The organism is Variovorax brevis (assembly GCF_030317105.1).
Lineage (GTDB): Bacteria > Pseudomonadota > Gammaproteobacteria > Burkholderiales > Burkholderiaceae_C > Variovorax > Variovorax brevis.
The window spans coordinates 679,073-702,776 of the sequence record NZ_JASZYG010000003.1 but is presented as its reverse complement, the minus strand read 5'-3'; the positions used below and the strand labels follow the sequence as shown (position 1 = coordinate 702,776).

At 65.9% G+C, this 23,704-nt stretch carries 20 protein-coding genes and 1 tRNA gene; 13 read left to right on the top strand and 8 right to left on the bottom strand.

Annotated features, from left to right (window positions below):
- The first annotated feature begins 782 nt into the window (after positions 1-782).
- The 4 genes from QTI66_RS12110 to QTI66_RS12095 all read left to right on the top strand — a co-directional run bounded on the left by QTI66_RS12110 (position 783) and on the right by QTI66_RS12095 (position 8,323).
- On the top strand, positions 783-2,465 hold the full coding sequence (locus QTI66_RS12110; RefSeq protein ID WP_286559753.1) for an OFA family MFS transporter: 1,683 nt from the start codon (positions 783-785) through the stop codon (positions 2,463-2,465).
- Positions 2,466-2,555: 90 nt separating this feature from the next.
- Positions 2,556-4,364: an NADH-ubiquinone oxidoreductase-F iron-sulfur binding region domain-containing protein gene (locus tag QTI66_RS12105; protein ID WP_286559752.1), complete on the top strand. Its 1,809-nt coding sequence runs from the start codon at positions 2,556-2,558 to the stop codon at positions 4,362-4,364.
- 79 nt (positions 4,365-4,443) lie between these two features.
- Complete coding sequence (gene fdhF / locus QTI66_RS12100) at positions 4,444-7,422, top strand: formate dehydrogenase subunit alpha (protein ID WP_286559751.1); 2,979 nt, start codon at positions 4,444-4,446, stop codon at positions 7,420-7,422.
- Between the two features lie 16 nt (positions 7,423-7,438).
- Positions 7,439-8,323 (top strand): formate dehydrogenase accessory sulfurtransferase FdhD, encoded by an 885-nt coding sequence (locus QTI66_RS12095; RefSeq protein ID WP_286559750.1) that lies wholly within the window; start codon positions 7,439-7,441, stop codon positions 8,321-8,323.
- 6 nt (positions 8,324-8,329) lie between these two features.
- Here the strand turns inward: QTI66_RS12095 and QTI66_RS12090 are convergent, their stop codons facing one another.
- Positions 8,330-9,250, bottom strand: coding sequence for a crotonase/enoyl-CoA hydratase family protein (locus QTI66_RS12090; protein ID WP_286559749.1), 921 nt, complete (start codon positions 9,248-9,250; stop codon positions 8,330-8,332).
- Between the two features lie 85 nt (positions 9,251-9,335).
- On the opposite strand from QTI66_RS12090, the gene QTI66_RS12085 reads away from it, so the two are divergent.
- Positions 9,336-11,855: an ABC transporter permease gene (locus QTI66_RS12085; RefSeq protein ID WP_286559748.1), complete on the top strand. Its 2,520-nt coding sequence runs from the start codon at positions 9,336-9,338 to the stop codon at positions 11,853-11,855.
- A 113-nt stretch (positions 11,856-11,968) separates the two neighbouring features.
- On the opposite strand, the gene QTI66_RS12080 is transcribed toward QTI66_RS12085, so the two are convergent.
- The 3 genes from QTI66_RS12080 to QTI66_RS12070 all read right to left on the bottom strand — a co-directional run bounded on the left by QTI66_RS12080 (position 11,969) and on the right by QTI66_RS12070 (position 14,786).
- Positions 11,969-12,997 carry an isopenicillin N synthase family dioxygenase gene (locus QTI66_RS12080; protein ID WP_286559746.1) on the bottom strand — a complete coding sequence of 343 codons (1,029 nt, stop codon included), beginning with the start codon at positions 12,995-12,997 and terminating at the stop codon, positions 11,969-11,971.
- Positions 12,998-13,082: 85 nt separating this feature from the next.
- Positions 13,083-13,958, bottom strand: a complete 876-nt coding sequence (locus QTI66_RS12075; protein WP_286559745.1) for a phosphate/phosphite/phosphonate ABC transporter substrate-binding protein — start codon at positions 13,956-13,958, stop codon at positions 13,083-13,085.
- A 180-nt stretch (positions 13,959-14,138) separates the two neighbouring features.
- Positions 14,139-14,786, bottom strand: a complete 648-nt coding sequence (locus QTI66_RS12070; RefSeq protein WP_286559744.1) for a hypothetical protein — start codon at positions 14,784-14,786, stop codon at positions 14,139-14,141.
- A gap of 411 nt (positions 14,787-15,197) precedes the next feature.
- Here QTI66_RS12070 and QTI66_RS12065 point away from each other — a divergent pair, with 411 nt between their 5' ends.
- Positions 15,198-15,617 (top strand): group II truncated hemoglobin, encoded by a 420-nt coding sequence (locus tag QTI66_RS12065; RefSeq protein ID WP_286559987.1) that lies wholly within the window; start codon positions 15,198-15,200, stop codon positions 15,615-15,617.
- Positions 15,618-15,693: 76 nt separating this feature from the next.
- Complete coding sequence (locus QTI66_RS12060; RefSeq protein WP_286559743.1) at positions 15,694-16,917, top strand: NAD(P)/FAD-dependent oxidoreductase; 1,224 nt, start codon at positions 15,694-15,696, stop codon at positions 16,915-16,917.
- 16 nt (positions 16,918-16,933) lie between these two features.
- Here the strand turns inward: QTI66_RS12060 and QTI66_RS12055 are convergent, their stop codons facing one another.
- Positions 16,934-17,590 carry a Smr/MutS family protein gene (locus QTI66_RS12055; protein WP_286559742.1) on the bottom strand — a complete coding sequence of 219 codons (657 nt, stop codon included), beginning with the start codon at positions 17,588-17,590 and terminating at the stop codon, positions 16,934-16,936.
- A 25-nt stretch (positions 17,591-17,615) separates the two neighbouring features.
- Positions 17,616-18,293 carry a RadC family protein gene (radC, locus tag QTI66_RS12050; protein WP_286559741.1) on the bottom strand — a complete coding sequence of 226 codons (678 nt, stop codon included), beginning with the start codon at positions 18,291-18,293 and terminating at the stop codon, positions 17,616-17,618.
- Positions 18,294-18,358: 65 nt separating this feature from the next.
- Between radC and QTI66_RS12045 the strand changes: the two genes are divergently transcribed.
- The 3 genes from QTI66_RS12045 to QTI66_RS12035 are packed head-to-tail and all read left to right on the top strand — an operon-like array spanning position 18,359 to position 20,792.
- Positions 18,359-18,814 carry an FKBP-type peptidyl-prolyl cis-trans isomerase gene (locus QTI66_RS12045; RefSeq protein ID WP_286559740.1) on the top strand — a complete coding sequence of 152 codons (456 nt, stop codon included), beginning with the start codon at positions 18,359-18,361 and terminating at the stop codon, positions 18,812-18,814.
- Positions 18,811-19,833 (top strand): 4-hydroxy-3-methylbut-2-enyl diphosphate reductase, encoded by a 1,023-nt coding sequence (gene ispH, locus QTI66_RS12040; RefSeq protein WP_286559739.1) that lies wholly within the window; start codon positions 18,811-18,813, stop codon positions 19,831-19,833. Before QTI66_RS12045 ends, ispH begins: the two co-directional genes overlap by 4 nt.
- Positions 19,830-20,792: a threonine/serine dehydratase gene (locus tag QTI66_RS12035; protein ID WP_286559738.1), complete on the top strand. Its 963-nt coding sequence runs from the start codon at positions 19,830-19,832 to the stop codon at positions 20,790-20,792. Before ispH ends, QTI66_RS12035 begins: the two co-directional genes overlap by 4 nt.
- 173 nt (positions 20,793-20,965) lie before the next feature.
- Here QTI66_RS12035 and QTI66_RS12030 read toward each other — a convergent pair whose 3' ends face one another.
- Complete coding sequence (locus QTI66_RS12030) at positions 20,966-21,367, bottom strand: VOC family protein (RefSeq protein WP_286559737.1); 402 nt, start codon at positions 21,365-21,367, stop codon at positions 20,966-20,968.
- 67 nt (positions 21,368-21,434) lie between these two features.
- Between QTI66_RS12030 and serS the strand changes: the two genes are divergently transcribed.
- The 3 genes from serS to QTI66_RS12015 all read left to right on the top strand — a co-directional run bounded on the left by serS (position 21,435) and on the right by QTI66_RS12015 (position 23,411).
- Positions 21,435-22,766, top strand: coding sequence for a serine--tRNA ligase (serS, locus tag QTI66_RS12025; RefSeq protein WP_286559736.1), 1,332 nt, complete (start codon positions 21,435-21,437; stop codon positions 22,764-22,766).
- Positions 22,767-22,811: 45 nt separating this feature from the next.
- A tRNA-Ser gene (locus tag QTI66_RS12020) sits at positions 22,812-22,901 on the top strand.
- 117 nt (positions 22,902-23,018) lie between these two features.
- Complete coding sequence (locus QTI66_RS12015; protein ID WP_286559735.1) at positions 23,019-23,411, top strand: FHA domain-containing protein; 393 nt, start codon at positions 23,019-23,021, stop codon at positions 23,409-23,411.
- 33 nt (positions 23,412-23,444) lie between these two features.
- On the opposite strand, the gene QTI66_RS12010 is transcribed toward QTI66_RS12015, so the two are convergent.
- Positions 23,445-23,660, bottom strand: a complete 216-nt coding sequence (locus tag QTI66_RS12010) for a hypothetical protein (RefSeq protein ID WP_286559734.1) — start codon at positions 23,658-23,660, stop codon at positions 23,445-23,447.
- Positions 23,661-23,704 lie beyond the last annotated feature (44 nt).

Here is a 23,704-nt window from a genome sequence, read left to right as displayed (position 1 = left end):
GTCGGCGCTGCGCACCGACTTCCCTGCGATGCTCGCGCGCCCGGCCTGCCGCGGAACTCGCGACGTTCACTGCGTTCACTCTGCTCAAACAGCCGCGGCAAGTCAGATCACGAAGCACGCGTGTCCTTCGGCACGCGTGCAGGCCGGTCGCGCTGCGCTTCTCGGCGCCGCAGAGGCGCGTCACGCCGGGCCCGCAGGCGCCTTTGCTCTGGAAACGGTGTGGGGGTGCAACGCCCGCAACGTGCGCTCCAACGGCCATAGCGGGACGGCGTTCCTTTCCCCTCTTTGAACAAGCACGTCGTGTCCAGCCGCGGCAGGTGATCTGCGGCGCGGGCGATTTCCGGGGCGACGAGGAGCGCAGGGCGCGGGGCGGCGCGTGCCGAAGGACACGCGCTTCGTAAACTGACTCGGTGCAGCTGTTTGAACGGAGCGCGCCGAAGGCGCGCGCAGTGAGTTCTGCACCGCGCCCCGCGACCGAGCACCGGAGTGCAGTCGATGCGCAGCATCGACCGCCCCGGTATGAGCCCGCGCCGCAGACCACCTGCCGCGGCGCTCCCCCGACACCAGCACAGGCCACAGGCCACAGGCAAAAGTCGACACGCATCGCAACATTACGAAAGTTCGTGTCTTTTCGACGACGGACCAACGCCCACCCGTTGGGGTTCAAAGCAGCCGGGTCATTCGACTATGCTCCAGTGATTGACGTTTGGTTACAAATCACGTCAAACTGCGCGTGCCTCCATAGAGGGGCATTGCAAATAACAACACTGGAGTAAACATTCATGGCTAGTACTTCTGCCGGCGTCTTGACCGGCGATGACCTCGTGGGCGGCCAGCCGGGCTTGCTCGACAAGGCGCGCATCATTGCCGGCCCCGGCTTCAACCGTTGGCTGGTTCCCCCCGCGGCACTCGCGATCCACCTTTGCATCGGCATGGCCTACGGCTTCTCGGTGTTCTGGTTGCCCTTGTCGAAGGCATTGACCACGGCAGGCGTTGGCGCCGCATGTCCCAGGGACATGGGTTTCATCGAAGAACTCTTCGCCACCGGCTGCGACTGGCGCATCGCCACGCTGGGCTGGATGTACACCCTCTTTTTCGTGTTCCTGGGTTGCGCGGCCGCGTTGTGGGGCGGCTGGCTCGAACGCGCCGGCCCGCGCAAGGCGGGTGTCGTGGCAGCGGTGTGCTGGTGCGGTGGCATGCTGTTCTCGGCGCTGGGCATCCACACCCACCAGTTCTGGATGATGATCCTGGGCTCAGGGGTGATCGGCGGCATCGGGCTGGGGCTGGGCTACATCTCGCCCGTGAGCACGCTCATCAAGTGGTTTCCTGACCGTCGCGGCATGGCCACCGGCATGGCGATCATGGGCTTTGGCGGCGGCGCGATGATCGGCTCGCCCCTTGCCGTGGACCTGATGAAGCACTTCTCCACCCCGACCGACGTCGGCGTGATGCAGACCTTCGTCGTCATGGCCATCGTCTACTTCGTGTTCATGATGGCCGGCGCCTTCGGCTACCGCGTGCCGGCCACCGGCTGGACGCCCAAGGGCTGGACGCCGCCCGTGGCGAAAGCAACCAACGCCATGATCACGCAGCGTCACGTGCACGTGAAGAAGGTCTGGGGCATCCCGCAGTTCTGGCTGGTGTGGATGGTGCTGACGATGAACGTCAGCGCAGGCATCGGCGTGATCGGCATGGCTTCGCCCATGCTGCAGGAAGTGTTCGGCGGCAACCTGATCGGCGTCGCCAAGAAGTTCGGCGAGCTCGACAAGTCGCAACTCGCCGCCATCGCGACGGTGGCGGGCGGCTTTGCGGCATTGCTGTCGCTCTTCAACATCGGCGGCCGCTTCTTCTGGGCCAGCTTGTCGGACAAGCTGGGTCGCAAGCTGACCTACACGATCTTCTTCATCCTGGGTGGCATCCTGTACGCGAGCATCCCGGGTTCCGCCGCGGCGGGCAGCAAGCTGCTCTTCGTGGGCGCAGTCTGCGTCATCCTGTCGATGTACGGTGGCGGCTTTGCCACGGTGCCGGCCTATTTGGCCGACCTGTTCGGCACGCAGATGGTGGGCGCCATCCATGGCCGCCTTCTCACGGCATGGGCCACGGCCGGCATCCTCGGCCCGGTGGTGGTGAACTACATGCGCGAATACCAGCTCGGCCTTGGCATCCCGCGCGAACAGGTCTACAACCAGACCATGTACATCCTGGTCGGCATGCTGGTCATCGGCCTGATCTGCAATCTGCTGGTGCGTCCGGTGGCGGACAAGCACTTCATGAGCGAGGAAGAGCTTGCGCGTGAAAAGAAGCTGGCGCACGAAAAAGCCATCTCGCTCGAAGTGGGTGGCGCTTCCACCGAGTCGGGCGTGACCAGCCCCGTCATGGTGTGGCTGGCCTGGGGCGCGGTCGGTATCCCCCTTGCCTGGGGTGTCTACCGCACGCTCATCAGCGCGGCAAAGTTTTTCAGCTAATAGTGACGTGAGTCAAGCGCGGGCCCGGTGGGCCCGCGCTAAAGTGACAAAGGGGCTGGCCGTTTTGGCCAGTCCAAAGGTCCAAGGCAAATGCAATACCCAGGCACCCGACAAGAAGTCCAGGCGATTCCCCTCGCCACGCCCGATGAACTGCGCGAGCGCATTCGCCGCAAGAGCAAGCTCAAGGGCCGTCAGCCCGAAGCCGACGCGCTGGAACAAGTGAGGCAACTCATCGGGCCCAGGCCGGATGACGGTTATCGGCGCGACCTGCTGATCGAGCATTTGCACCGCATCAACGACACATTCAACGGCCTGCGCGACCAGCACCTGGTGGCGCTGGCTTCGTTGATGAACATTCCGATGGCCGAGGCCTACGAGGTCGCGACCTTCTATCACCACTTCGAAGTGCTGCGCGGCGATGAATCGCTGCCCGGCCTGACCGTGCGCGTGTGCGACGGCTTGTCTTGCGAACTGGCCGGCGCAAAGGATCTGCTGGCGCGGCTGCCCGCCTTGCTTGGCCTTGCGGGCCACGACGACGTGCGCGTCGTTTCCGCGCCGTGCATCGGCCGCTGCGAACAGGCGCCCGCCGTGGCGTTGAACCAGCGCGCGGTTCCGCTGGCCACCGCCGACAAGGTGCTGCAAGCGCTCGAATCGAAGCCGGCGCCGCGTGCCACGGCGCAATTCGTGCCGGCCGAGCTCGCGGAAAAGAGCGTCTCGCCGGCACCGGATGCCGTCGAGGCCATTCCCGCATTCACAGACTATGCGAGCTATCGGGCCCACGGCGGCTACGCGCTGGCCGCTGCGCTCGTCAACGAGCAGCGCGACGTCGAGGGCATCATCAAGGCCATGGAAGACTCGGGCCTTCGCGGCCTGGGCGGCGCGGGCTTTCCGGCGGGGCGCAAGTGGCGCATCGTGCGAGACCAGCCGGCTCCCAAGCTCATGGCCGTCAACATCGACGAGGGCGAGCCCGGCACCTTCAAGGACCGCACTTATCTCGAACGCGATCCGCACCGTTTTCTGGAAGGGCTGCTGATTGCTGCCATGGCGGTCGGCATCGATGCCTGCTACGTCTACCTGCGCGACGAATACCACGACTGCCGCGCGCTGCTCGAAGCCGAGCTGGCCAAGCTGCAGGCCGACCCGCCCTGCGCATTGCCGACCATCGAACTGCGGCGCGGCGCGGGCGCGTACATCTGCGGCGAAGAGTCCGCGATGATTGAAAGCATCGAGGGCAAGCGTGGCGAACCGCGCATGCGCCCGCCCTACATCGCGCAGGTGGGCCTCTTCGGCCGGCCGACGCTGGAGCACAACTTCGAGACGCTGTACTGGGTGCGCGACATCGTCGAAAAAGGCCCGCAGTGGTTCAGCGGCTTCGGCCGCAATGGACGCAAGGGGCTGCGCAGCTTCAGCGTGAGCGGGCGCGTGAAGTTTCCGGGCGTCAAGCTGGCGCCGGCCGGCATCACGGTGCAGGAACTCATCGACGAATACTGTGGCGGCATGCTGGATGGGCACACGCTCCATGCGTACCTTCCGGGCGGTGCTTCGGGCGGCATCCTGCCCGCGAGCATGAACAACATTCCGCTGGATTTCGACACCTTGCAACCTTACGGCTGCTTCATCGGCTCGGCCGCTGTGATGGTGCTGAGCCAGCATGACAAGGCACGCGATGCGGCGCTCAACGTCATGCGCTTTTTCGAACATGAAAGCTGTGGTCAGTGCACGCCGTGCCGGGTGGGCACGGGCAAAGCGGCCGCTTTGATGCAGGCGCCGGTCTGGGACAACGTGATGCTCGAAGACCTCGCGCAGGTGATGGGCGATGCATCGATCTGCGGGCTGGGGCAGGCGGCTCCGAATCCGATTCGCAGCATTCAGAAGTATTTTCCGCAGGAGATTGCATGAAATTCGCCGGGCCGCCCCAAGAATTGAAAGCCCCCACGGGGGGCAGCGCAGTACACGCAGTGACAAGCGTGGGGGCACGATGAACGCCCCGACCAACCTGGCGCAGTTGATGCCGCAGACCATTGAGTTCAAGCTCGATGGGAGGACGGTCGAGGCTTTGGAGGGCGAGACCATCCTTGTCGCTGCGAAGCGGGCGGGCATCGACATTCCGCACCTTTGCTACAAGGAAGGCTTGCGTCCGGACGGCAACTGCCGGGCCTGCGTGGTCGAACTGAAGGGCGAACGCACGCTGGCGCCGAGCTGCTGCCGCAATGTGACGGCTGGCATGGAAGTGCAGGCGAACAGCGAGCGGGCGCTCAAGAGCCAGAAGATGGTAGTGGAGATGCTGCTGTCGGACATGCCGGATGCTGGGTACAAATGGAATGACGCGGGTGTGGGGAAGGCTGCTGGCCCCCACCCCAACCCTCCCCCGGAAGGGGAGGGAGCGAATCCGGACTTCCTCCCTCCCCTTCCGGGGGAGGGTTGGGGTGGGGGCGCACCCCCCTCCGTTGCCCCAGTCGGCCAACACGGCGAACTCAGCGCATGGGCCGACAAGCTCGGCATCACCGTCCGCCCCGAACTCAAGGCCCTGCGCCGCGAGCAGCCCAAGGCCGACATCTCGCACCCCGCGATGGCCGTCAACCTCGACGCCTGCATCCAGTGCAACCGCTGCGTGCGCGCCTGCCGCGAAGAGCAGGTCAACGACGTCATCGGCTACGCCATGCGCGGCGAGCACAGCAAGATCGTGTTCGACCTTGATGACCCGATGGGCGACAGCACCTGCGTGGCCTGCGGCGAATGCGTGCAAGCCTGCCCGACCGGCGCGCTCATGCCCAAGACGCAGATCGGCTCGCAGATCGTCGATCGCAAGGTCGATTCGGTGTGCCCCTTCTGCGGCGTGGGCTGCCTCATCACCTACAACGTCAAGGACGAGATCATCGTCAGCGTCGATGGACGCGACGGCCCGGCCAACCACAGCCGCCTGTGCGTCAAGGGCCGCTTCGGCTTCGACTATGCGCACCATCCGCAGCGCCTGACGAAGCCGCTGATCCGCAAGGCCGGCATCCCCAAGGACATCGACGGCGCACAACCCACGCACTGGAGCGAAGTGTTCCGCGAGGCGAGCTGGGAAGAAGCGCTGGAACTCGCCGGCGGCAAGTTGCAACAGTTGCGCGATGCCTATGGCGTGAAGTCGCTCGCCGGCTTCGGCTCGGCCAAGGGCAGCAACGAAGAGGCCTACCTGTTCCAGAAGCTCGTGCGCACCGGATTCGGCAGCAACAACGTGGACCACTGCACGCGCCTGTGCCACGCTTCGAGCGTCGCGGCGCTGCTCGAAGGCGTGGGCTCCGGTGCGGTGAGCAACCAGGTCAACGACGTCGATCATTCCGATCTGATCTTCATCATCGGCTCCAACCCGACGGCCAACCACCCGGTGGCCGCGACGTGGATGAAGAACGCCGCCAAGCGCGGCGCCAAGATCGTGCTGGCCGATCCACGTCGCACCGACATCAGCAAGCACGCCTGGCGCACGCTGCAGTTCAAGGCCGACACCGACGTCGCGATGCTCAACGCGCTCATCCACGCGGTGATCGACGAAGGGCTGGTCGACGAAGCCTTCATTCGCGATCGCGCCAGCAACTTCGACGCGCTGCGCGAAAACGTCAAGGGCTACAGCCCCGAAGCCATGGAGCCGATCTGCGGCATCCCGGCCGAAACGATCCGCGAAGTGGCGCGGGAGTTCGCCAAGGCCAAGGGCGCAATGGTCCTGTGGGGTATGGGCATCAGCCAGCACGTGCACGGCACCGACAACGCACGTTGCCTGATTGCGCTTGTGACGGTCACCGGCCAGATCGGCAAACCCGGTTCGGGCCTGCATCCGCTGCGCGGCCAGAACAACGTGCAGGGCGCGAGCGACGCGGGGCTCATCCCGATGATGTTCCCCAACTACCAGCGCGTGGACAATGCCGGCGCGCACGAGTGGTTCGAAAAGTTCTGGGACACCAAGCTCGACGCGACGCCCGGCTACACGGTCGTCGAGATCATGCACAAGGCGCTCGCGCCCGACAGCGATCCGCACAAGATCCGCGGCATGTACATCATGGGTGAGAACCCCGCGATGAGCGATCCCGACCTGAACCACGCACGCCATGCATTGGGTGCGCTGGAACACATGGTGGTGCAGGACATCTTCATGACCGAGACCGCATGGCTCGCGGACGTCGTGCTTCCCGCCACCGCGTGGCCGGAGAAGACCGGCACCGTGAGCAACACCGACCGCATGGTGCAGTTGGGCAAGCGCGCCGTGAACCCGCCCGGCGATGCGAAACCCGACCTGTGGATCATCCAGCAGATCGCCAGGCGCATGGGCCTCGCGTGGAACTACGCCGGGGAAGAATCCGGCGTGGCCGCGGTGTACGAGGAAATGCGCCAGGCGATGCACGCTGCCATCAGCGGCATCACCTGGGAGCGGCTGCAGCGCGAATCGAGCGTGACCTATCCCTGCCTCTCGGCGGACGATCCCGGCCAGCCGACGGTGTTCATCGAGAACTTCCCGACGCAGGACGGCCGTGTGCGACTCGTGCCGGCGGACATCATTCCTGCCGACGAGCGTCCCGATGCCGAATACCCGTTCGTGCTCATCACCGGGCGCCAACTCGAGCACTGGCACACCGGCAGCATGACGCGCCGCGCCACCGTGCTCGATGCGCTCGAACCGATCGCCACGGCATCGATGCATCAGGCGGACCTGCAGAAAATGGGTCTGGAGCCGGGCGACGTCATCACCATCCAGTCGCGCCGCGGCGAGGTGGCGATTCGCGTGCGCCGCGACGACGGCACGCCGCATGGCGCGGTGTTCGTGCCCTTCGCCTACTACGAGGCGGCTGCCAACCTGATGACCAACGCCGCGCTGGACCCGTTCGGCAAGATCCCGGAATTCAAGTACTGCGCGGTACGCATCCAGGCCGGTGGCACGCCGGCGGCCATCGAAGGCTATTCACGTGCGCCGGCAACCGCGTGATGACAGCTTGCCGACGATGACCAAGGCCCATGCGCTGCCGCGGCTCACGGCAGCGCGCGCGCCGCTCACGCGCGAGGTCGAGGTCATCGACGAGCGCGGCGAGCGCGGGCAGATATCGATTCCCGCCGAACGCGACCTGACGATCTACGTTGATCGGCGTGAGCTCGTCACGTTGATGACGCTCGGTGCGCAGCCTGAACTCCTTGTGCTCGGCTATCTGCTGAACCAGCGCCTGATCGAGTCGGTCTTCGATGTCGAGTCGATCACCGTCGACTGGGAAGTCGGTGCGGCCGCCGTCAAGACCCACGCCGGCATCGACCGCATCGAGGAACGCACTGCGAAGAAGGTCGTGACCACCGGCTGCGGCCAGGGCAGCGTCTTCGGCAACCTGATGGCCGACATCGACAAGCTGAAGCTGCCCGACACGCGCATGACGCAGGCGCTGCTCTATTCGCTGGTCAACGCCATCCGCCTTCAGGAAAGCACCTACAAGTCCGCCGGTTCGGTGCACGGTTGCGCGCTGTTCACGCTCGACGAAGCCGGCGGGACGCAGGCATCGATGCAATGCTTTGTCGAGGACGTCGGCCGCCACAACGCCATCGACACCATCGCCGGATGGATGGCGATGCAGCCCGCAAAAGGCGAGGGCGCCTTGGGCGCATCGCGTGTCTTCTATACGACCGGCCGGCTCACCAGTGAGATGGTCATCAAGTCCGCGCAGATGGGCGTGCCCATCGTCGTCTCGCGCAGCGGCATGACGCAGATGGGCTACGACGTGGCGCACCGCGTGGGCCTGTGCGCCATCGGGCGTGCGACCAATCGCCGCTTCGTTTGCTACGCGGGCGCGGACCGGCTGGTGCTGCAGCCGGAACTGGTGGACGTCAACCCGAAATTTGCCTGACCGGCCTCAGGCGGGACGCGGCGTGCGCGCCCGCGCTTCGGCCTCCATCGCCGCGATCAGTTCGCGCGCCTCGTCGCCCTCAGGAATCGGCTTGCCACTGTCGCGCCACTGCACCGCGGCCTTGAAGCCTTCGGCCTGCGCGTAACGGCGGAACCACAGGCCCTCGGGGTTGTGCCGCGTGATGCCGTCGAACACGGTGGCCATCATCTGCGACTGCTCCAGCCCCATGTTGAGCATGACCTGGTTCACGACCATCTTGTGCATGGCCAGGTGGCTGCGCGGCACGCCCGCAATGCGGCTTGCGAGCCGCATCGTTGCTTCGTCCAGTTCGGCAACAGGCACGGCCTCGTTGGCGAGGCCCCAGTCGGCAGCGGTGCGCCCGTCGATCGTGTCGCCGGTGAACATCATCTGTTTGGCGCGTGTCGGGCCGAGGCGATAGGTCCACATGGCGGTGGTGGGGCAGCCCCACACGCGCGTGGGCATGTAGCCGATGCGCGCGTCCTCGGCCATGACCAGCAGGTCGCACGAAAGCGCGATGTCACTGCCGCCGGCTGCGGCGTAGCCATGCACCTTGGCGATGGTGGGCTTGGCGCTGCGCCACAGGCTCATGAAGTCGTCGGTGTTGCGCTTCATGAAGGCGTAATCGACCATCGGATCCCACGGGAACTTCTCCTGCTGACAGGGATGGTCGATGTTGCCGGAGCCGAAGATGCCTAGGTCGTACCCGCCGCAAAAGCCCTTGCCGGCGCCCTCGACCACGATCACGTGGACTTCGTCGTCCGCATTGGCCCATTCCACGGCGGCGCGAATCTCGCGCGGCGTGTCTTCGTTGATGGCGTTGAGCCGCTCCGGCCGGTTCAGCAGCAGTCGCGCGATGCGCGGGTTGGCGGCATCCTTGTCGATGCGCACGGTGTTGTATTGGGGCATGCCTTGTCTCCTCGTTGTAGAAATGAAGCGCACGATATCCCTTCCCGCGTGTGGCAGGAACGCAGTTGCGCTAAGGTGCGCGCCCATGAGCATTTCTTCCTTTCGCCTTGGCTGGCGCACTCTTTGGCGAGACCTGCGCGCGGGCGAGTTGCGGCTACTCATCGTGGCCGTGCTGTTGGCGGTGGCGGCGCTCACGGCGGTCGGTTTTTTTGCGGATCGCCTGAAGGGCGGATTGCAGCGCGATGCGCGGCAGTTGCTGGGTGGCGATGCGGTGCTTGCCAGCGACAACCCGACACCGAAGGCCTTTGTCGAACGCGCCCATGCGCTGGGGCTGCAGACCACGGCCAACTACGGCTTCCCCACGATGGCCCGCGCCAGCGACGAGCAGGGCGGGGCGAGCAAGCTGGTCGCGCTCAAGGCGGTCACCGCGGGCTACCCCTTGCGTGGCAGCCTGCAGACGAGCACGCAGGCCGGAGAGAAGGGCGAGTCCACGCACGATGTTCCCGCGGCAGGCGAGGTGTGGGTCGACGGTCCCCTGCTCGAATCGCTGGCGCTCAAGCTCGGCGACAAGCTTCTGCTGGGCGATTCGGCCTTGCGCATTGCACGCATCATCGTGCTCGAACCCGATCGCGGCGCCGGCTTCATGAGCTTTGCGCCGCGCGTCATGCTCAACCAGGCCGACGTGCCCGCCACCGGACTGGTGCAACCTGCCAGCCGCGTGAGCTATCGCTTTGCCGTCGCGGGCGATGCGCGGGGCGTCAAGTCATTCACCGATTGGGCGGACGCGCTGCTCAAGAAGGGCGAGGTGCGCGGCGCGCGGCTGGAGTCCTTTGAAAGCGGTCGGCCCGAGATGCGCCAGACGCTGGACCGCGCCGAGAAATTCCTGAACCTCGTCGCGCTGCTGGCGGCCTTGCTGTCAGCCGTGGCGGTCGCACTGGCCGCGCGGGGCTTTGCAGCCAACCACCTGGACGACTGCGCGATGCTGCGCGTGCTGGGTCAGAGCCAGAACACCATTGCCGGCGCCTATGCCATCGAGTTCGGCATCATCGGCCTCGTGGCCAGCGCGCTCGGCGTGTTGCTCGGCTTTGCGGTGCACTATGCCTTCGTCGTGCTGCTGGCCGGGCTGGTGGAAAGCTCCTTGCCGGCGCCGACCATCTGGCCCGTGCTCTTCGGGCTCGGCATGGGGCTGACGCTGCTCTTTGCCTTTGGCTTGCCACCCGTGCTGCAGTTGGCCAGGGTGCCGCCGCTGCGCGTGATCCGGCGCGACGTGGGCAATCTCAAGCCGGCCTCGCTGGCGGTGCTGGGCATCGGCATCGTCGGCTTTGCAGCCTTGCTCGTGGCGGCCAGCAGCGACCTGAAGCTCGGGCTCATCGCCGTGGGCGGATTCGCAGCGGCTGTGGCGGTGTTTGCGCTGCTCAGCTGGTTCGCGGTCAAGCTGCTGCGCCGCAGCGTGAATGAGAGCACCGCGCCGCGCTGGCTGGTGCTGGCCACGCGGCAGATCTCGGCGCGACCGGTTTATGCCGTGGTGCAGGTGAGCGCGCTGGCCGTGGGCTTGTTGGCGCTGATCCTGCTGGTGCTGTTGCGCACCGACCTCGTCTCGAGCTGGCGCCGCGCGACGCCGCCCGATGCGCCCAACCGCTTCGTCATCAACGTCATGCCGGACCAGAGCGAGTCCTTCCAGAAGACCTTGCGCGACAACGGCGTGAACAAGTTCGACTGGTATCCCATGATCCGCGGGCGCCTGGTCGCCATCAACGGAAAACCGGTCACGCCGGATGACTACATCGAAGACCGCGCCAAGCGGCTGGTCGACCGCGAGTTCAACCTGAGCAACAGCGCGGAAGCGCCGCCGCACAACAGCATCTCGGCAGGCCAGTGGACGCCCAACGCCGCCGGCGAGATGAGCGTGGAAGACGGCATTGCGCAGACGCTGGGCCTCAAGCTGGGCGACACGCTGCGCTTTGACATCGGTGGCATGCAGAACGACTCGCGCATCACCTCGCTGCGCAAGGTCGACTGGGGATCGCTGCACGCCAACTTCTTCGTGATGTACACGGTGGCGTCGCTGCCGGACGTGCCGGTGACCTACATGGGCGCCTTCCGCGCACCGGAGGTGAAGGGCTTCGACAACGCCCTGGTGCGCACCTATCCCAACATCACCAACGTCGACATGAGCGCGACCATCGGCCAGGTGCAACGCGTGCTCGACCAGGTGATCCGTGCGGTGGAGTTTCTTTTCGGCTTCACGCTGGCGGCCGGATTGGTGGTGCTCTTCGCCGCGGTCAGTGCGACGCGTGAAGAGCGGGCGCGCGAGTTCGCGATCATGCGTGCCGTGGGTGCGCGGGCCAGTTTGTTGCGGCAAGTGCAGCGCGCGGAGTTGATCGGCGTGGGCCTGCTGGCCGGCTTCCTGGCGAGCATCGTCGCGTCGGTGATCGGATGGGCGCTGGCGCGTTATGTGTTCGAGTTCACCTGGACGGCGTCGCCGCTGGTGCCGATTGGCGGTGCCATCACGGGTGCCGTGCTGGCGCTTGGCGCTGGGTGGTGGGGGCTTCGCGAGGTGCTGCGGCGGCCGGTGGTCGATACGTTGCGGCGGGCGGCGGAGTAGCTGCCTTCCCTTTGGGAGATGGCAAGGGGCAGCGGCGCTGAAACAAGCCTTGCCATCACCACCGCCCAGTGCCCTCACCCCAACCCTCTCCCGGTGGGAGAGGGAGCAAGAAGCTACAGCACTTCGTCACGCAACTGCGGGAACACCTTCGACACCTTGTCCAGCAGGTAGTCGCCGTAGCGGCCGTTGAAGGCATGCACGTTGGCGCGGTCCCAGCGTGCGGCGCTGTCGTCAAGCGCATCGGCGCCGGCCAGGCCTTCGATGCGCTGCACGCGCGCGTCGAAATTCGGGTCGAAGAACAGCGGAAACGACAGCCGGTCACGCCCCGAGGTGTTGCGCGTCACGCGGTGCGGGGTCGACTTGTACAGCCCGCCCGTCATGCGGTCGAGCATGTCGCCGATGTTGCAGACAAAGGCGTTGGCCACGGGCGGCGCCTCGATCCAGCCTTCGGGTGTGCGCACCTGCAGTCCGCCCACGTCGTCCTGTCGCAGGATGGTCAGCAGGCCGTAGTCGGTGTGCTCGCCCACGCCCCACTGCACGTCCAGGCCCTGAGGCACCGGCTGCGTCGGGTAGTTGAAGATGCGAAAGAGGATCAGCGGGTCGCGCGTGTAACGCTCTTCAAAGTATTTCTCGGGCAAGCCGAGGCTGAGCGCGATGCCCTCCATGAGCCGATGGCCCACCTGCGTCACCGCGTCGATGTAGTCGAGGATCGTTTGCCGCATGCCCGGAACGTCGGGAAACAGGTTGGGGCCATGCACCGGCGTGCGCGTCTGCACCCGCGGGTCGTCGGCAGGCAGCTCGGTGCCGAGGTAGAGGCCTTCCTTCCAGTCCGGCCGCCCGGAGGTGAGTTCGCCCGCCAGCGGAAAGTAGCCGCGCCACGCCCGTCCGCCGAGCGCCATGCGCCATTGCATCTTGGTCGCTTCGTCGCGCTCGAAGAACTGGTGGCTGAGTTCATCCAGACGCGCCACGAGCGCTTCGTCGACGCCGTGGCCCGTGATGTAGAAGAAGCCGTGTGCGCGGCAGGCTGCGCCGATTTGCGTGGCGACATGGGCGCGGTCTGCACCTCGCGTCACCAGCGCGCTCACGTCGATGATGGGCAGCGCTGTCGCCGCCGATGCAGAGGGGGTCGAAGAGTCGGTCACGTGTTGTCTCGATCTGGAGGCGTTCTCCCGACGATTATGGGGGCCCGCCAAAGCGGGCCCGCTGACCGAACCACCGACCGCGATATCAGATGCCCAGCCAGGCTGTCAGCGTCTTCTCGATGTCCGCCGAGGGCGCCACGAAGCCCGTATAAGTCGATGTGGTGAGCGCGCGCTTGCCCAGGTCGGATTGGGCCATGTCGAGCAGCGCTTCTCGCACCGCTGTGGCCGTGGCGGCGTCCAGCTTGGTCGATGCCAGCCATTGCTTGATCGGCACGGCACGCGATTCGGCGCAGGTCTTGCCGCCCGCCGCCTTCCAGCCCTTGATGACCCCGGCCGATGCCGTCGCGCCATAGACGGTGAAACCGTTTTGCACGTAGAAGGGCACGGCGTCCTGGTAGCGCGTGTTCGACACCTTCACCGTGCCCTCCTGCAAGCCTTGCTCACGCAGCATGGCGCGCGTGATGACCGAGGTGATGGAGTCGGGATCGGGCATGACAAGGCTCTTGCCCGCCACGTCTTTCCAGTTGGAAATGGGCTGCGGGTCCTTGCACAGGAAAGAGACCTTGTATTCGGTGAAGCCTGCGGTCCACGCAACGGCCTTGTACTTGCCGCTCTTGGTCGCCTCGAAGGCGACGTGCGCCGGGTGGACGAAGGCGATGTCGACCTGCTGGTCCTTCAGCGCGGCGCGCGCGCTGTTGTAGTTGCTCATGACTTTGAAGGTCACCGGTTGCTTGAGCGCCTTGCTGAGCACTTCCGCGATGGGCTCGAAGCGCGCCTCGATCTGGTTGTCGGTGGCCTGGTAGGTCACACCTTCCGTCACGCCGATCACCAGCGCATGGGCTGAGGCGCCGGCCGTCAGGAGGAGCGCGGCGGTCAGCCGGGCCAGGGCGGATGCGCTGCCTGGTGGGCGGCCTTGGCGGTGTTTCTTGTCAGGGCCTGTCGTCGCGCTGCGGTGTTCCATCTGGAAGGCTTTCGGGTTTCGTCAGTTTGCACACACTGAGGTGCTTCACCTTTCGCTGCAGGGATCGGGCCGCTGCAGCGTGAGCGATGTCTCACTTCAAAGTGTAAAACTTTGTGAGTTTCCGGACGATTACACGAAAGTTCGCTTTTCCGGTTTTCCGCACCGGACGCTGTGCAGATTTCAACGCTCAGGCGTTGGCGGTTTGACGATGGCGAAGTCGAGAAAGGCCGTCGGCGCGAAGCTGGACTCGGGGTTGTCCGCGGGCTTGGGCTCGGGCTTGTTGAAGTCCATGAAGTCGGTCGCGGCAAAGGCGTTGTCGCGCCGGGGGCGCGTGGGGGTTACGGCGGCGTGGCGCGCCTTGGCGCTTTCGCGAAGGCGGGCGAGATCGGCCCGGACTTCTTCGAGCGAGCGCAGTGACTTGGCGGCTGCGGCGGCGTGGGGCGCAGTGGCAGGGGGCGTGGTGGAATGGGCCGCAGCGGACGCCCGCGGCGGAAGATCGACGGAGGGGCGGGCGATGGGAGCGGGCGTGGGGGCGGCGACGGCGGGTGGCGCTACAACGACGGGTGGGGCGGCGACGGCGGGTGGCGCGGCAAGGGCGCGTGGCTCGACAACAGCGGGTGGCGCGACAACCGTCGCAGTAGCAGCGGGCTCAGCCATGACAGGCGCGGTCGTCGCGGGCGTAGCCACAATGGGCGCCGCCACTGGCGCAACAACAACGTCTTCCGCTTCCGGACCAGACAGGGGAGGCGTCACGACCGGTGGCAGCTTCGCCGCAGCCGGTGCCTGGGCGGCACCGCCACCATTGCGCGCTGCTACGGCGTCGCCCATCGCCTCCGGGCGGACTGCAGGGACAGCCACTTCGGGCCGAAGGGGCGCCAACCCTGACGGCATGCCATGTTCCGTCAACTCTCCCCGAAGCGACTGCCTGAACACGCCCGGCGGAGGTGGTGGCATCCTGATTTCCCGGTTCCGGGCCGGCATCGGAATGGGCCCATGCGCCGTGGCAACCACCCGTGGCATCTTGCGCACGGGCTTTCGAGCGCGTGGGCGAAGGCGACCCAGCATTCGAAGAAAGCGTCCGAACAGGCGAGAGACTTCCATGACGGTGATACCCAAAGTTTTACTAATTGTTAACGACGCTTGACTTTTGCCAAAACGCCTTCTGCATCCGGCGTGGCGTTTTGAGTACAAATGCACGCATTTCGGCGGGTGGATTGGCAAGGCGCGATACTCGAAGGCATGCAGATTGAAGAAAAGCTGCCGTTCGATACCCCTTTCGAATGGATCGGCGGCGAAGAAAAAGTGCGGGCGCTGGTCGACCGTTTTTATGACCTGATGGACCTGGAGCCGGCCTATGCCGCCCTGCGCGCCGTGCACGGCAACACGCTCGAGAACGCGCGCCAGCGCCTGTTCTGGTTCCTGTGCGGCTGGCTCGGCGGACCGCAGCACTACACCGACCGTTTTGGCCATCCCATGCTGCGCGCACGCCACTTGCCGCGCAGCATCGGCGGCCACAGCATCGGCATCCGCGAGCGCGATGAGTGGCTGGCCTGCATGGACCAGGCCATGGGAGAAACCGGCGTGCCCGAAGCGCTGCGCGCGCGCCTTCGCAACAGTTTCTTCCAGACCGCGGACTGGATGCGCAATCGCGGCGAATAAGCGACAAAGCGAGTCAGCGGCGAGCGACAGGCTCCCCGCGGGCCAACAACAAGATCATCAAGAGAGCAAAGACAACATGAATCCCATCGTCATCATCGGCGGCGGCCACGCCGCAGCGCAGCTTTGCGCCGGATTGGCCGAAGCCGGGCAGGCTGCCCGCGTGCACCTGGTGTCCGAGGAAAGCTGCGAGCCCTACCACCGGCCGCCGCTGTCCAAGACCTTCCTCAAGAGCGCGGACCAGACCACGCAGCCGCACAAGGCGCAAGGCTGGTACGGCGAGGCGGGCATCACCATGCATCTGGGCGACCCGGCCGTCGCCATCGACCGCGATGCACGCACCGTCACGCTTCGCTCCGGCGCCGTGCTGCCGTGGGAACGGCTGGTGCTCGCCACCGGCACGCGCGCGCGACGCCTGCCCGCCTTGGCATCAACGCTGGAAAACGTCGCGACCTTGCGCATCGCTGACGAGGCGCACCAGTTGCGCGACCGTCTGGCGGCGGCGCAGCACGTCACCGTGCTGGGCGGCGGATTCATCGGGCTCGAAGTGGCTGCGACGGCGCTTGCATTGGGCAAGCAGGTCCGGGTGATCGAGAGCGCGCCGCGTCTTTTGGGCCGCGCCGTGTCGCCTGAGCTTTCAGCGCACGTGCTGGCGACCCATCGCGCGGCGGGCATGGACATCGTCCTCGGCGCAACTGCCGGCGGGTTCGAGATCGACGGCACGCGCCTCGTGTCGATCGAAGTCGACGGCGTTCGCCAGCCCATCGATTTGCTGCTGCTGGGCATCGGCGCCGTGCCCGAGACGGCGCTGGCGCAGGCGGCCGGCATCGAATGCGCGGATGGCATCGTCGTCGACGAGAACATGCAGACCAGCGACCCCCATGTGCTGGCGGTGGGCGACTGCACGCGCTTTCCCGACCGCCGCGCCGGCCGCGCCTTGCGGCTGGAGTCGGTGCAGAACGCCAACGACCAGGCCCGCACCGCGGTCGCCACGCTCGTCGGTGCGCCGCGTGCGCATGACGCCGTGCCGTGGTTCTGGTCGGACGAGGGCAGCTTGCGCCTGCAGATGGCCGGCCTGATGCCCGCCGAGGGCACACCCGGACTCGAAACCGTGCGCCGGCCGGGCGCCAATGAAGCCGCCTTCTCGCTGCTGCACTACGTCAACGGACAACTGACGTGCGTCGAGTCGGTCAACACGCCCGTCGACCACATGATGAGCCGCAAGATCCTGGAAGCCGGGCGCAATCCGGCGCCGGCCGTGGCGGCCGACCCGTCCATTCCGCTGAAGTCGCATCTGGCCTGAGCCAGTCGCGGACGAATCAACGCGAAGAGGGCGCCAGCAGCACCACCAGCGCGCCGGCACCGCCCTCGGCCGGCTTGGCCTGCACGAAGGCCAGCACTTCGATCTTCTGGATCAGCCAGCGCTGGGCCTTGGTCTTGAGCACCGGCTGCTTGCCCGGCGAGCCGAGTCCCTTGCCGTGCACCACGCGCACGCAGCGGATGCCGTGCTTGTGCGCGGTGCGGATGAAAGCCGCGAGTGCTTCGCGCGCTTCGTCGCTGCGCATGCCGTGCAGATCGATTTCGCGCTGGATCGACCACTCGCCGGCGCGCAGCTTGCGGGTGACGTCGGTGTTGATGCCGGGCCGGCGAAAGCTCATCGCGTCGTCGGCGTCAAGCAATGTCGTCACGTCGAATTCGTCCGAAAGCGATTCGCGCAGCACGCGCTGTTCGTCGAGCTGATGCTGAACGGGAATCGGCGCAGGCGGCTCGGGCGCGAGCGAAACGCCAGACTTCTTGCGCAGCGGTTGCGTGTTGCCGATGGCGCGCGAGAAAAGGTTCTGGTCGGCGTGTTGCTTCTTCTGCTGCGCAGCGCGCGCCAACTCTTGCGCGGCTTCGCGCTCGCGCTGCTCGGCCAGCGACCGCTGAATGCTTTTCAGGTCCGAAAGATTTTTGAAACTTGGTGATTTGGCAGCCATTGAGCGCATCGTACGGGACCGGTGTTCACACCATTCCTTTTTCGGCCATCGACAGCGCCACACCCTGGCCCACGATGACGTGGTCGAGTACCCGCACGTCGATCAAGGCCAGGGCCGCCTTGAGCGTCTGCGTCAACGCCTCGTCCGCTCGCGAAGGCTCGGCGCAACCGCTGGGATGGTTGTGCGCCAGCACGACCGCCGCCGCGTGCAGGTGCAGGGCGCGGATGACCACTTCGCGCGGATAGACGCTGGTTTGCGTCAGCGTGCCGCGAAACATTTCTTCCAGCGCAATCAGCCGGTGCTGCGCGTCCAGGAAAAGCACGGCAAAGACCTCATGCGGCCGCGACGCGATGTGCAGTTGCAAATAATGCTTGACGGCGTCCGGCGAGTCGAAAACCGCGCGCTCGCGCAGCCGCTCGGCCGTTCCTCGGCGCGCGAGTTCGAGCACCGCGCTGAGTTCGGCACGCTTGGCGCTGCCGCCCAGACCCTTGATGCGCTTGAGATCGTCCAGGCTCGCGTGCAGCAGGCCCGCAATGCCGCCAAAGCTGTCCAGAAGCTCCTGCGCCAGTTGCAGCACGTTCTTGCCGGCGATGCCGGTTCGCAGCAGCAGCGCCAGCAATTCGGCGTCGCCCAGCGCCTGCGGGCCGCGAGCGATGAGCTTTTCGCGCGGCCGTGATTCGGCCGGCAAATCCTTGAAAGACATGTTCTCCTGGGGCCTTTGACCCCACTCCCTAAAATACGCGGTTCAGTTTATCGAGACTTCCCACCTTGTCTGCGCCCACTCTCGCCGTCGTCACGCCCGGCTCCTTCCTCACGCTGCACTACCGCCTGGCAGGCCCTGCGGGCGACGTCATCAATACTTTCAACGACAAGCCCGCCACCTTGTCGCTCGGCACGGGCGAGTTGTCGCCAGCGGTCGAACAGCGCTTGCTCGGCCTCGCCGAAGGCACCCACACCACCTTCGAGATGGCACCCGGCGAAGCCTTTGGCGAGCGCAATCCCGAGATGCAGCAATGGGTCGCACGCAAGCTGCTCGCGCAAATGGGCGACCCGGACGAGAAGTACGCCGTCGGCGACGTCGTGCAGTTCCCCACGCCCGACGGCCTGGGCAGCTACGCCGGCGCCGTGGTCGAGTCGAGCGACACGGCCGTGCGCTTCGACTTCAACCATCCGCTGGCCGGCCAGCCGGTGACCTTCGAAGTGCGCCTGATCGGAGTGCTATGAGCGCGTCATCCTTCCAGTCGGCGTCGTTGCAGGGCGAAGCCAGCGAATCTCCGGACCCTGGCGGCAGTGAAATCCTGCTGGCCGAGCCGCGGGGCTTTTGTGCAGGCGTCGACCGGGCCATCGAGATCGTCGAGCGCGCCATCGTCAAGTTCGGCGCGCCGATTTATGTGCGCCACGAGATCGTGCACAACACCTATGTGGTGAACGACCTCAAGGCCAAGGGCGCCATCTTCATCGAAGACCTCGCCGAAGTGCCGCCTGGCGCGACGCTGGTGTTCAGCGCGCACGGCGTCAGCAAGGCCGTGCAGGCCGAGGCCCGGGCGCGTGGCTTCGACATCTTCGACGCAACCTGTCCGCTCGTGACCAAGGTGCACGTCGAAGTGGCCAAGCTCGCGAAGGAAGGCTACGAGTTCATCATGATCGGCCACAAGGGACACCCCGAGGTCGAGGGCACGATGGGCCAGCTTTCCAGCGGCATCTACCTCGTCGAAGACGTCGAGGACGTCGAGAAGCTCCACCTGGCGCAAACGACGAAGCTGGCGGTGGTCACGCAGACCACGTTGTCGGTGGACGATGCGGCCGAGATTTCCGCCGCCGTGCGCGCGCGTTTTCCGCTGGTGCGCGAACCCAAGCAGCAGGACATCTGCTACGCCACGCAGAACCGGCAGGACGCGGTGAAGATCCTCAGCCCGCAGGTCGAGCTGGTGATCGTCGTGGGCAGCCCGACAAGTTCCAACAGCAATCGCCTGCGCGAGCTGGCGCAGCGCCTGGGCACCGAAAGCTACATGGTCGATTCGGCCGACGAACTGCAACCCCAATGGTTCGAGGGCAAGACCCGCGTGGGCCTGACGGCTGGCGCGTCCGCCCCCGAGGTGCTGGTGCGCGAAGTGATCGAGCGCGTGCGCTCCTTCGGCGCGGTGTCGGTGCGCAAGATGAACGGCATCGAGGAGACCATCAAGTTCCCATTGCCCAAGGGCCTGAAGCTGAGCGGCGGCCTTCCTCCGGAACATCTGTCGTGACCGTTTCAAGCACAGACTGGGCGTCGCAGATCGACGACGCCGCGCAGCGCCTGCGCGCGCACGGCTGCGGCTTCGTCCGCACGACGCCGTTGTGGAAACTGCCGGCGAGCGCCCTGGGCGTGGATCGTCCCGGCGCCGAGATCTGGCTCAAGCTCGAACATCTGCAGGCCAGCGGGAGCTTCAAGGCGCGCGGCATGATGAACCGGCTGCTGGCCAACGACATTCCGGCCAGCGGCGCGATCGTGGCGTCGGGCGGCAATGCCGGCATCGCCACCGCTGCGGCAGCGGCGGCGCTGGGCGTGCCCTGCGAAGTCTTCCTGCCCGTCGTGTCGCCCGAAGCCAAGCGAGCGCGCCTGCGCGCACTCGGTGCCAAGGTCGTCGTGGGCGGCGAGGTGTATTCCGATGCGCTCGCCGCGTGCCTGGCGCGCCAGCGCGAAACCGGCGCACTGCTCACGCACGCCTACGACCAGCCCGAAGTCGTGGCCGGTGCCGGCACCCTGGGCCGCGAGATCGAAGAGCAGGGCGGCTTGCCCGATTCGGTGCTGGTGAGCGTCGGCGGCGGCGGTTTGATCGGCGGCCTTGCCGCCTGGTTTCAGACGCGCAGCCGCGTGGTCGCACTCGAACCCGAAGGCGCCCCCACCCTTGTCCGCGCACGCGAGGCCGGCGAACCCGTCGACGTGGAAGTCACCGGCATCGCCGCCGACTCCCTCGGCGCGCGCCGCATCGGCAGCATCGCCTGGGACGTAACGCAGCGCCACGTCCGCGACGCACTGCTGCTACCCGACGACGCCATCCGCCACGCGCAAACATGGCTCTGGCGCGAACTGAAACTCGCCGTCGAACCCGCAGCCGCGCTCCCCCTCGCCGCCTTGCAAACCGGCGCCTACGCCCCGCGCGACGGCGAGAAGGTCTGCCTCATCATCTGCGGCGCAAACGTCGATCCGTCGAGCTTGAGCTGACCGATCTGCGGCCACACGCCGCTCGCAGAGGAAGCGCGACCAGCACACCCCCCAGTCGACGGATGCGATTTCCAGCCACCGGGCAGCCGCCGGGCCGCCCCAAGGCGAGCCCGGGTCTCCCCCTCGGGGGGTGGAGTTACACGAAGCGAAGCGAAGTGAAAAGCCGGGGGGCTTCAGTGCTCACAGTTAACCATCCACGGCACCCCGAACTTGTCCACGAGCATCCCAAAGCCCTTGGCCCAGAACTGCGGCCCATAGGGCAGGGTGACTTTCCCGCCCGCGGACAGCGCGTCAAAGAGCTTCTTGCCTTCGTCGGCGTCCTTGCCCTGCACCGAGATCGAAAAGCCCTTGTAGCCCTCGAAAGGCATGCCCGGCGGCAAGTCGGAGCCCATGATCTGATGGCCTCGCGCTTCCATCGTCGCATGCATGATCTTGGCCTTGTATTCCGCGGGCGTTTGCTCGGCCATCGGGCTCTCGCCGAAGGTCATGGAAAAGATGACTTTGCCGCCCAGGCTGTCCGCATAAAACGCCAGCGCTTCCGCCGCATTGCCGTTGAATGAAAGATAGGCTTGCATTGCAGTCCTCTATGGTTGGTGAACACAATCATCGTAGCGCGCGTGGCGCCACCCTAAAATCGGACGCATGCTTGATATCACTCTGTTACGCAAAGATCTGGCCGCCGCCGTGGCGGGTCTGGAAAAGCGAAAAACCCCCCAGCCCTACCTCGACGTCAGCGCGTTCACCGCGCTCGAATCGGAGCGCAAGTTGCTGCAGACACGCACGGAGGAAATCCAGGCCAAACGCAACGTACTGAACAAGCAGATCGGGCCACTGAAAGCCAAGGGCGAATCGGTCGATGCGCTCATGGCCGAAGTCAATGCGCTCAAGGCCGAGATGGAAGCCTCGGCCACGCGCCTGGAAGCGATCCAGCCCGAACTGCAGGCGCTGTTGCTCGCCGTACCGAACCTGCCGCATGAAAGCGTGCCCTTGGGTGAAGACGAGAGCGCCAACCTCGAGATCCGCCGCTGGAGCCCGCAAGGCGGCGCGGGCGGCAACGCAGCACCCTTGGGCTTCACGGCTCGCGACCACGTCGACCTGGGCATGCCGCTGGGCCTGGACTTCGAAACCGGCGTCAAGCTGGCAGGCTCGCGCTTCACGGTCATGAAGGGCCAGATCGCGCGCCTGCACCGCGCGCTCGCGCAGTTCATGCTCGACATGCAGACCGAAAAGCATGGCTACACCGAGTGCTATGTGCCCTACATCGTCAACGGTGACACCTTGCGCGGGACCGGCCAGTTGCCCAAGTTCGAAGGCGACCTCTTCGCCGCGAAGAAAGGCGGGCAGGAAGGCGAGGCCATGCCCGACCATTCCGCGCTCTACCTCATCCCGACGGCCGAAGTGCCGCTGACCAATTTCGTTCGCGATGAAGTCGTGGCCGAGTCCAGCCTGCCGATCAGGCTCACGGCGCATTCGCCGTGCTTCCGTTCCGAAGCGGGCAGCGCCGGCCGCGACACGCGCGGCATGATCCGCCAGCACCAGTTCGACAAGGTCGAGATGGTGCAAATCACGCACCCCGCCAAGAGCTACGAAGCACTCGAGGAAATGACCGGCCACGCCGAGGCCGTGCTGCAGGCGCTGGAGTTGCCCTACCGCGTGGTTCTGCTGTGCAGTGGCGACATGGGTTTCGGCTCGACCAAGACTTACGATCTGGAAGTGTGGCTGCCCGCGCAGGATACCTACCGCGAGATCAGCTCCGTGTCCAACTGCGAAGCCTTCCAGGCACGTCGCCTGCAGGCGCGTTTCAAGAACGCGCAGGGCAAGAACGAACTGGTCCACACGCTCAACGGCTCGGGCTTGGCCGTGGGTCGCACGCTGGTCGCGGTGCTCGAAAACCACCAGCAGGAAGACGGCTCGATCCGGGTACCGGCCGCTTTGCGACCGTACCTCGGCGGCACGGAAGTGCTGCGCGGTTAAAAATCGTGTCGCGTGTCTGCTAGAATCGCAGGCTCGACACATACCGGAGCGGTGGCAGAGTGGTCGAATGTACCTGACTCGAAATCAGGCGTACGTGCGAACGTACCGAGGGTTCGAATCCCTCCCGCTCCTCCAGTTGAAAGCCCCCCAGCAGAAATGCTCGGGGGCTTTTCTTTGGGCACAAATAGGGATTGACAGGGCCAACCGCGTCACGGATCCTGCCTGTTACATCCTCGCCGACCTCCAAGCACCATGTCCAAGCTGATCCTTTTCTCCGAACCCAACAAGGTCAAGCAGGTGGAATTGAAGGGCGCGGAAACCACGATCGGGCGGGCGCTGGAAAACGATATCGTGGTCAACCAGTCGCGTGTGAGCCGGCGCCACGCGGCCATCGTGACGCAAGGCGAGGGCTTCATCGTCAAGGATCTTGAAAGCCAGAACGGCATCTACGTCAACGGCACCAGGATCGACATGAGCCATGTGCTCAAGCATGGCGACGAGATCATGATCGGCGACTGCAAGATGCGCTTCTTCGCCACGAACCAGAAGTTCAGTTCGGCGGAAAGCTTGCGGCTCCTGACGATTCCCGGCTCCCTCATCGACCTCGACACGCGGCGGCCGCATTCAACCAATCGGCCGGGATAGCGGCACCGCGAGCGCGCGGGCGAACAACGGGCCTTATTCGAGTTCGCCGAAAGCCGTTGTACCGGTATGCGGCCGGGCGAGCCACTCGGACAGCCAGTATTCAACACGCGCATTCACGCGTGCCACGGCAGCCGCGCGATCGGTTCCGTAGCGCGTCAGCACCATGCGGCAGCGCAGCTCACCCGCTTGCCGAAGCTGCGCGACCCCGTTGAGTTCGCCGTCGTCACCCGCGTCCAGTTCCAGTGTCAAGGTCCAGCCGGGAGGCAAGCGGGGGAGGCTGTCGGGTAGTTCTC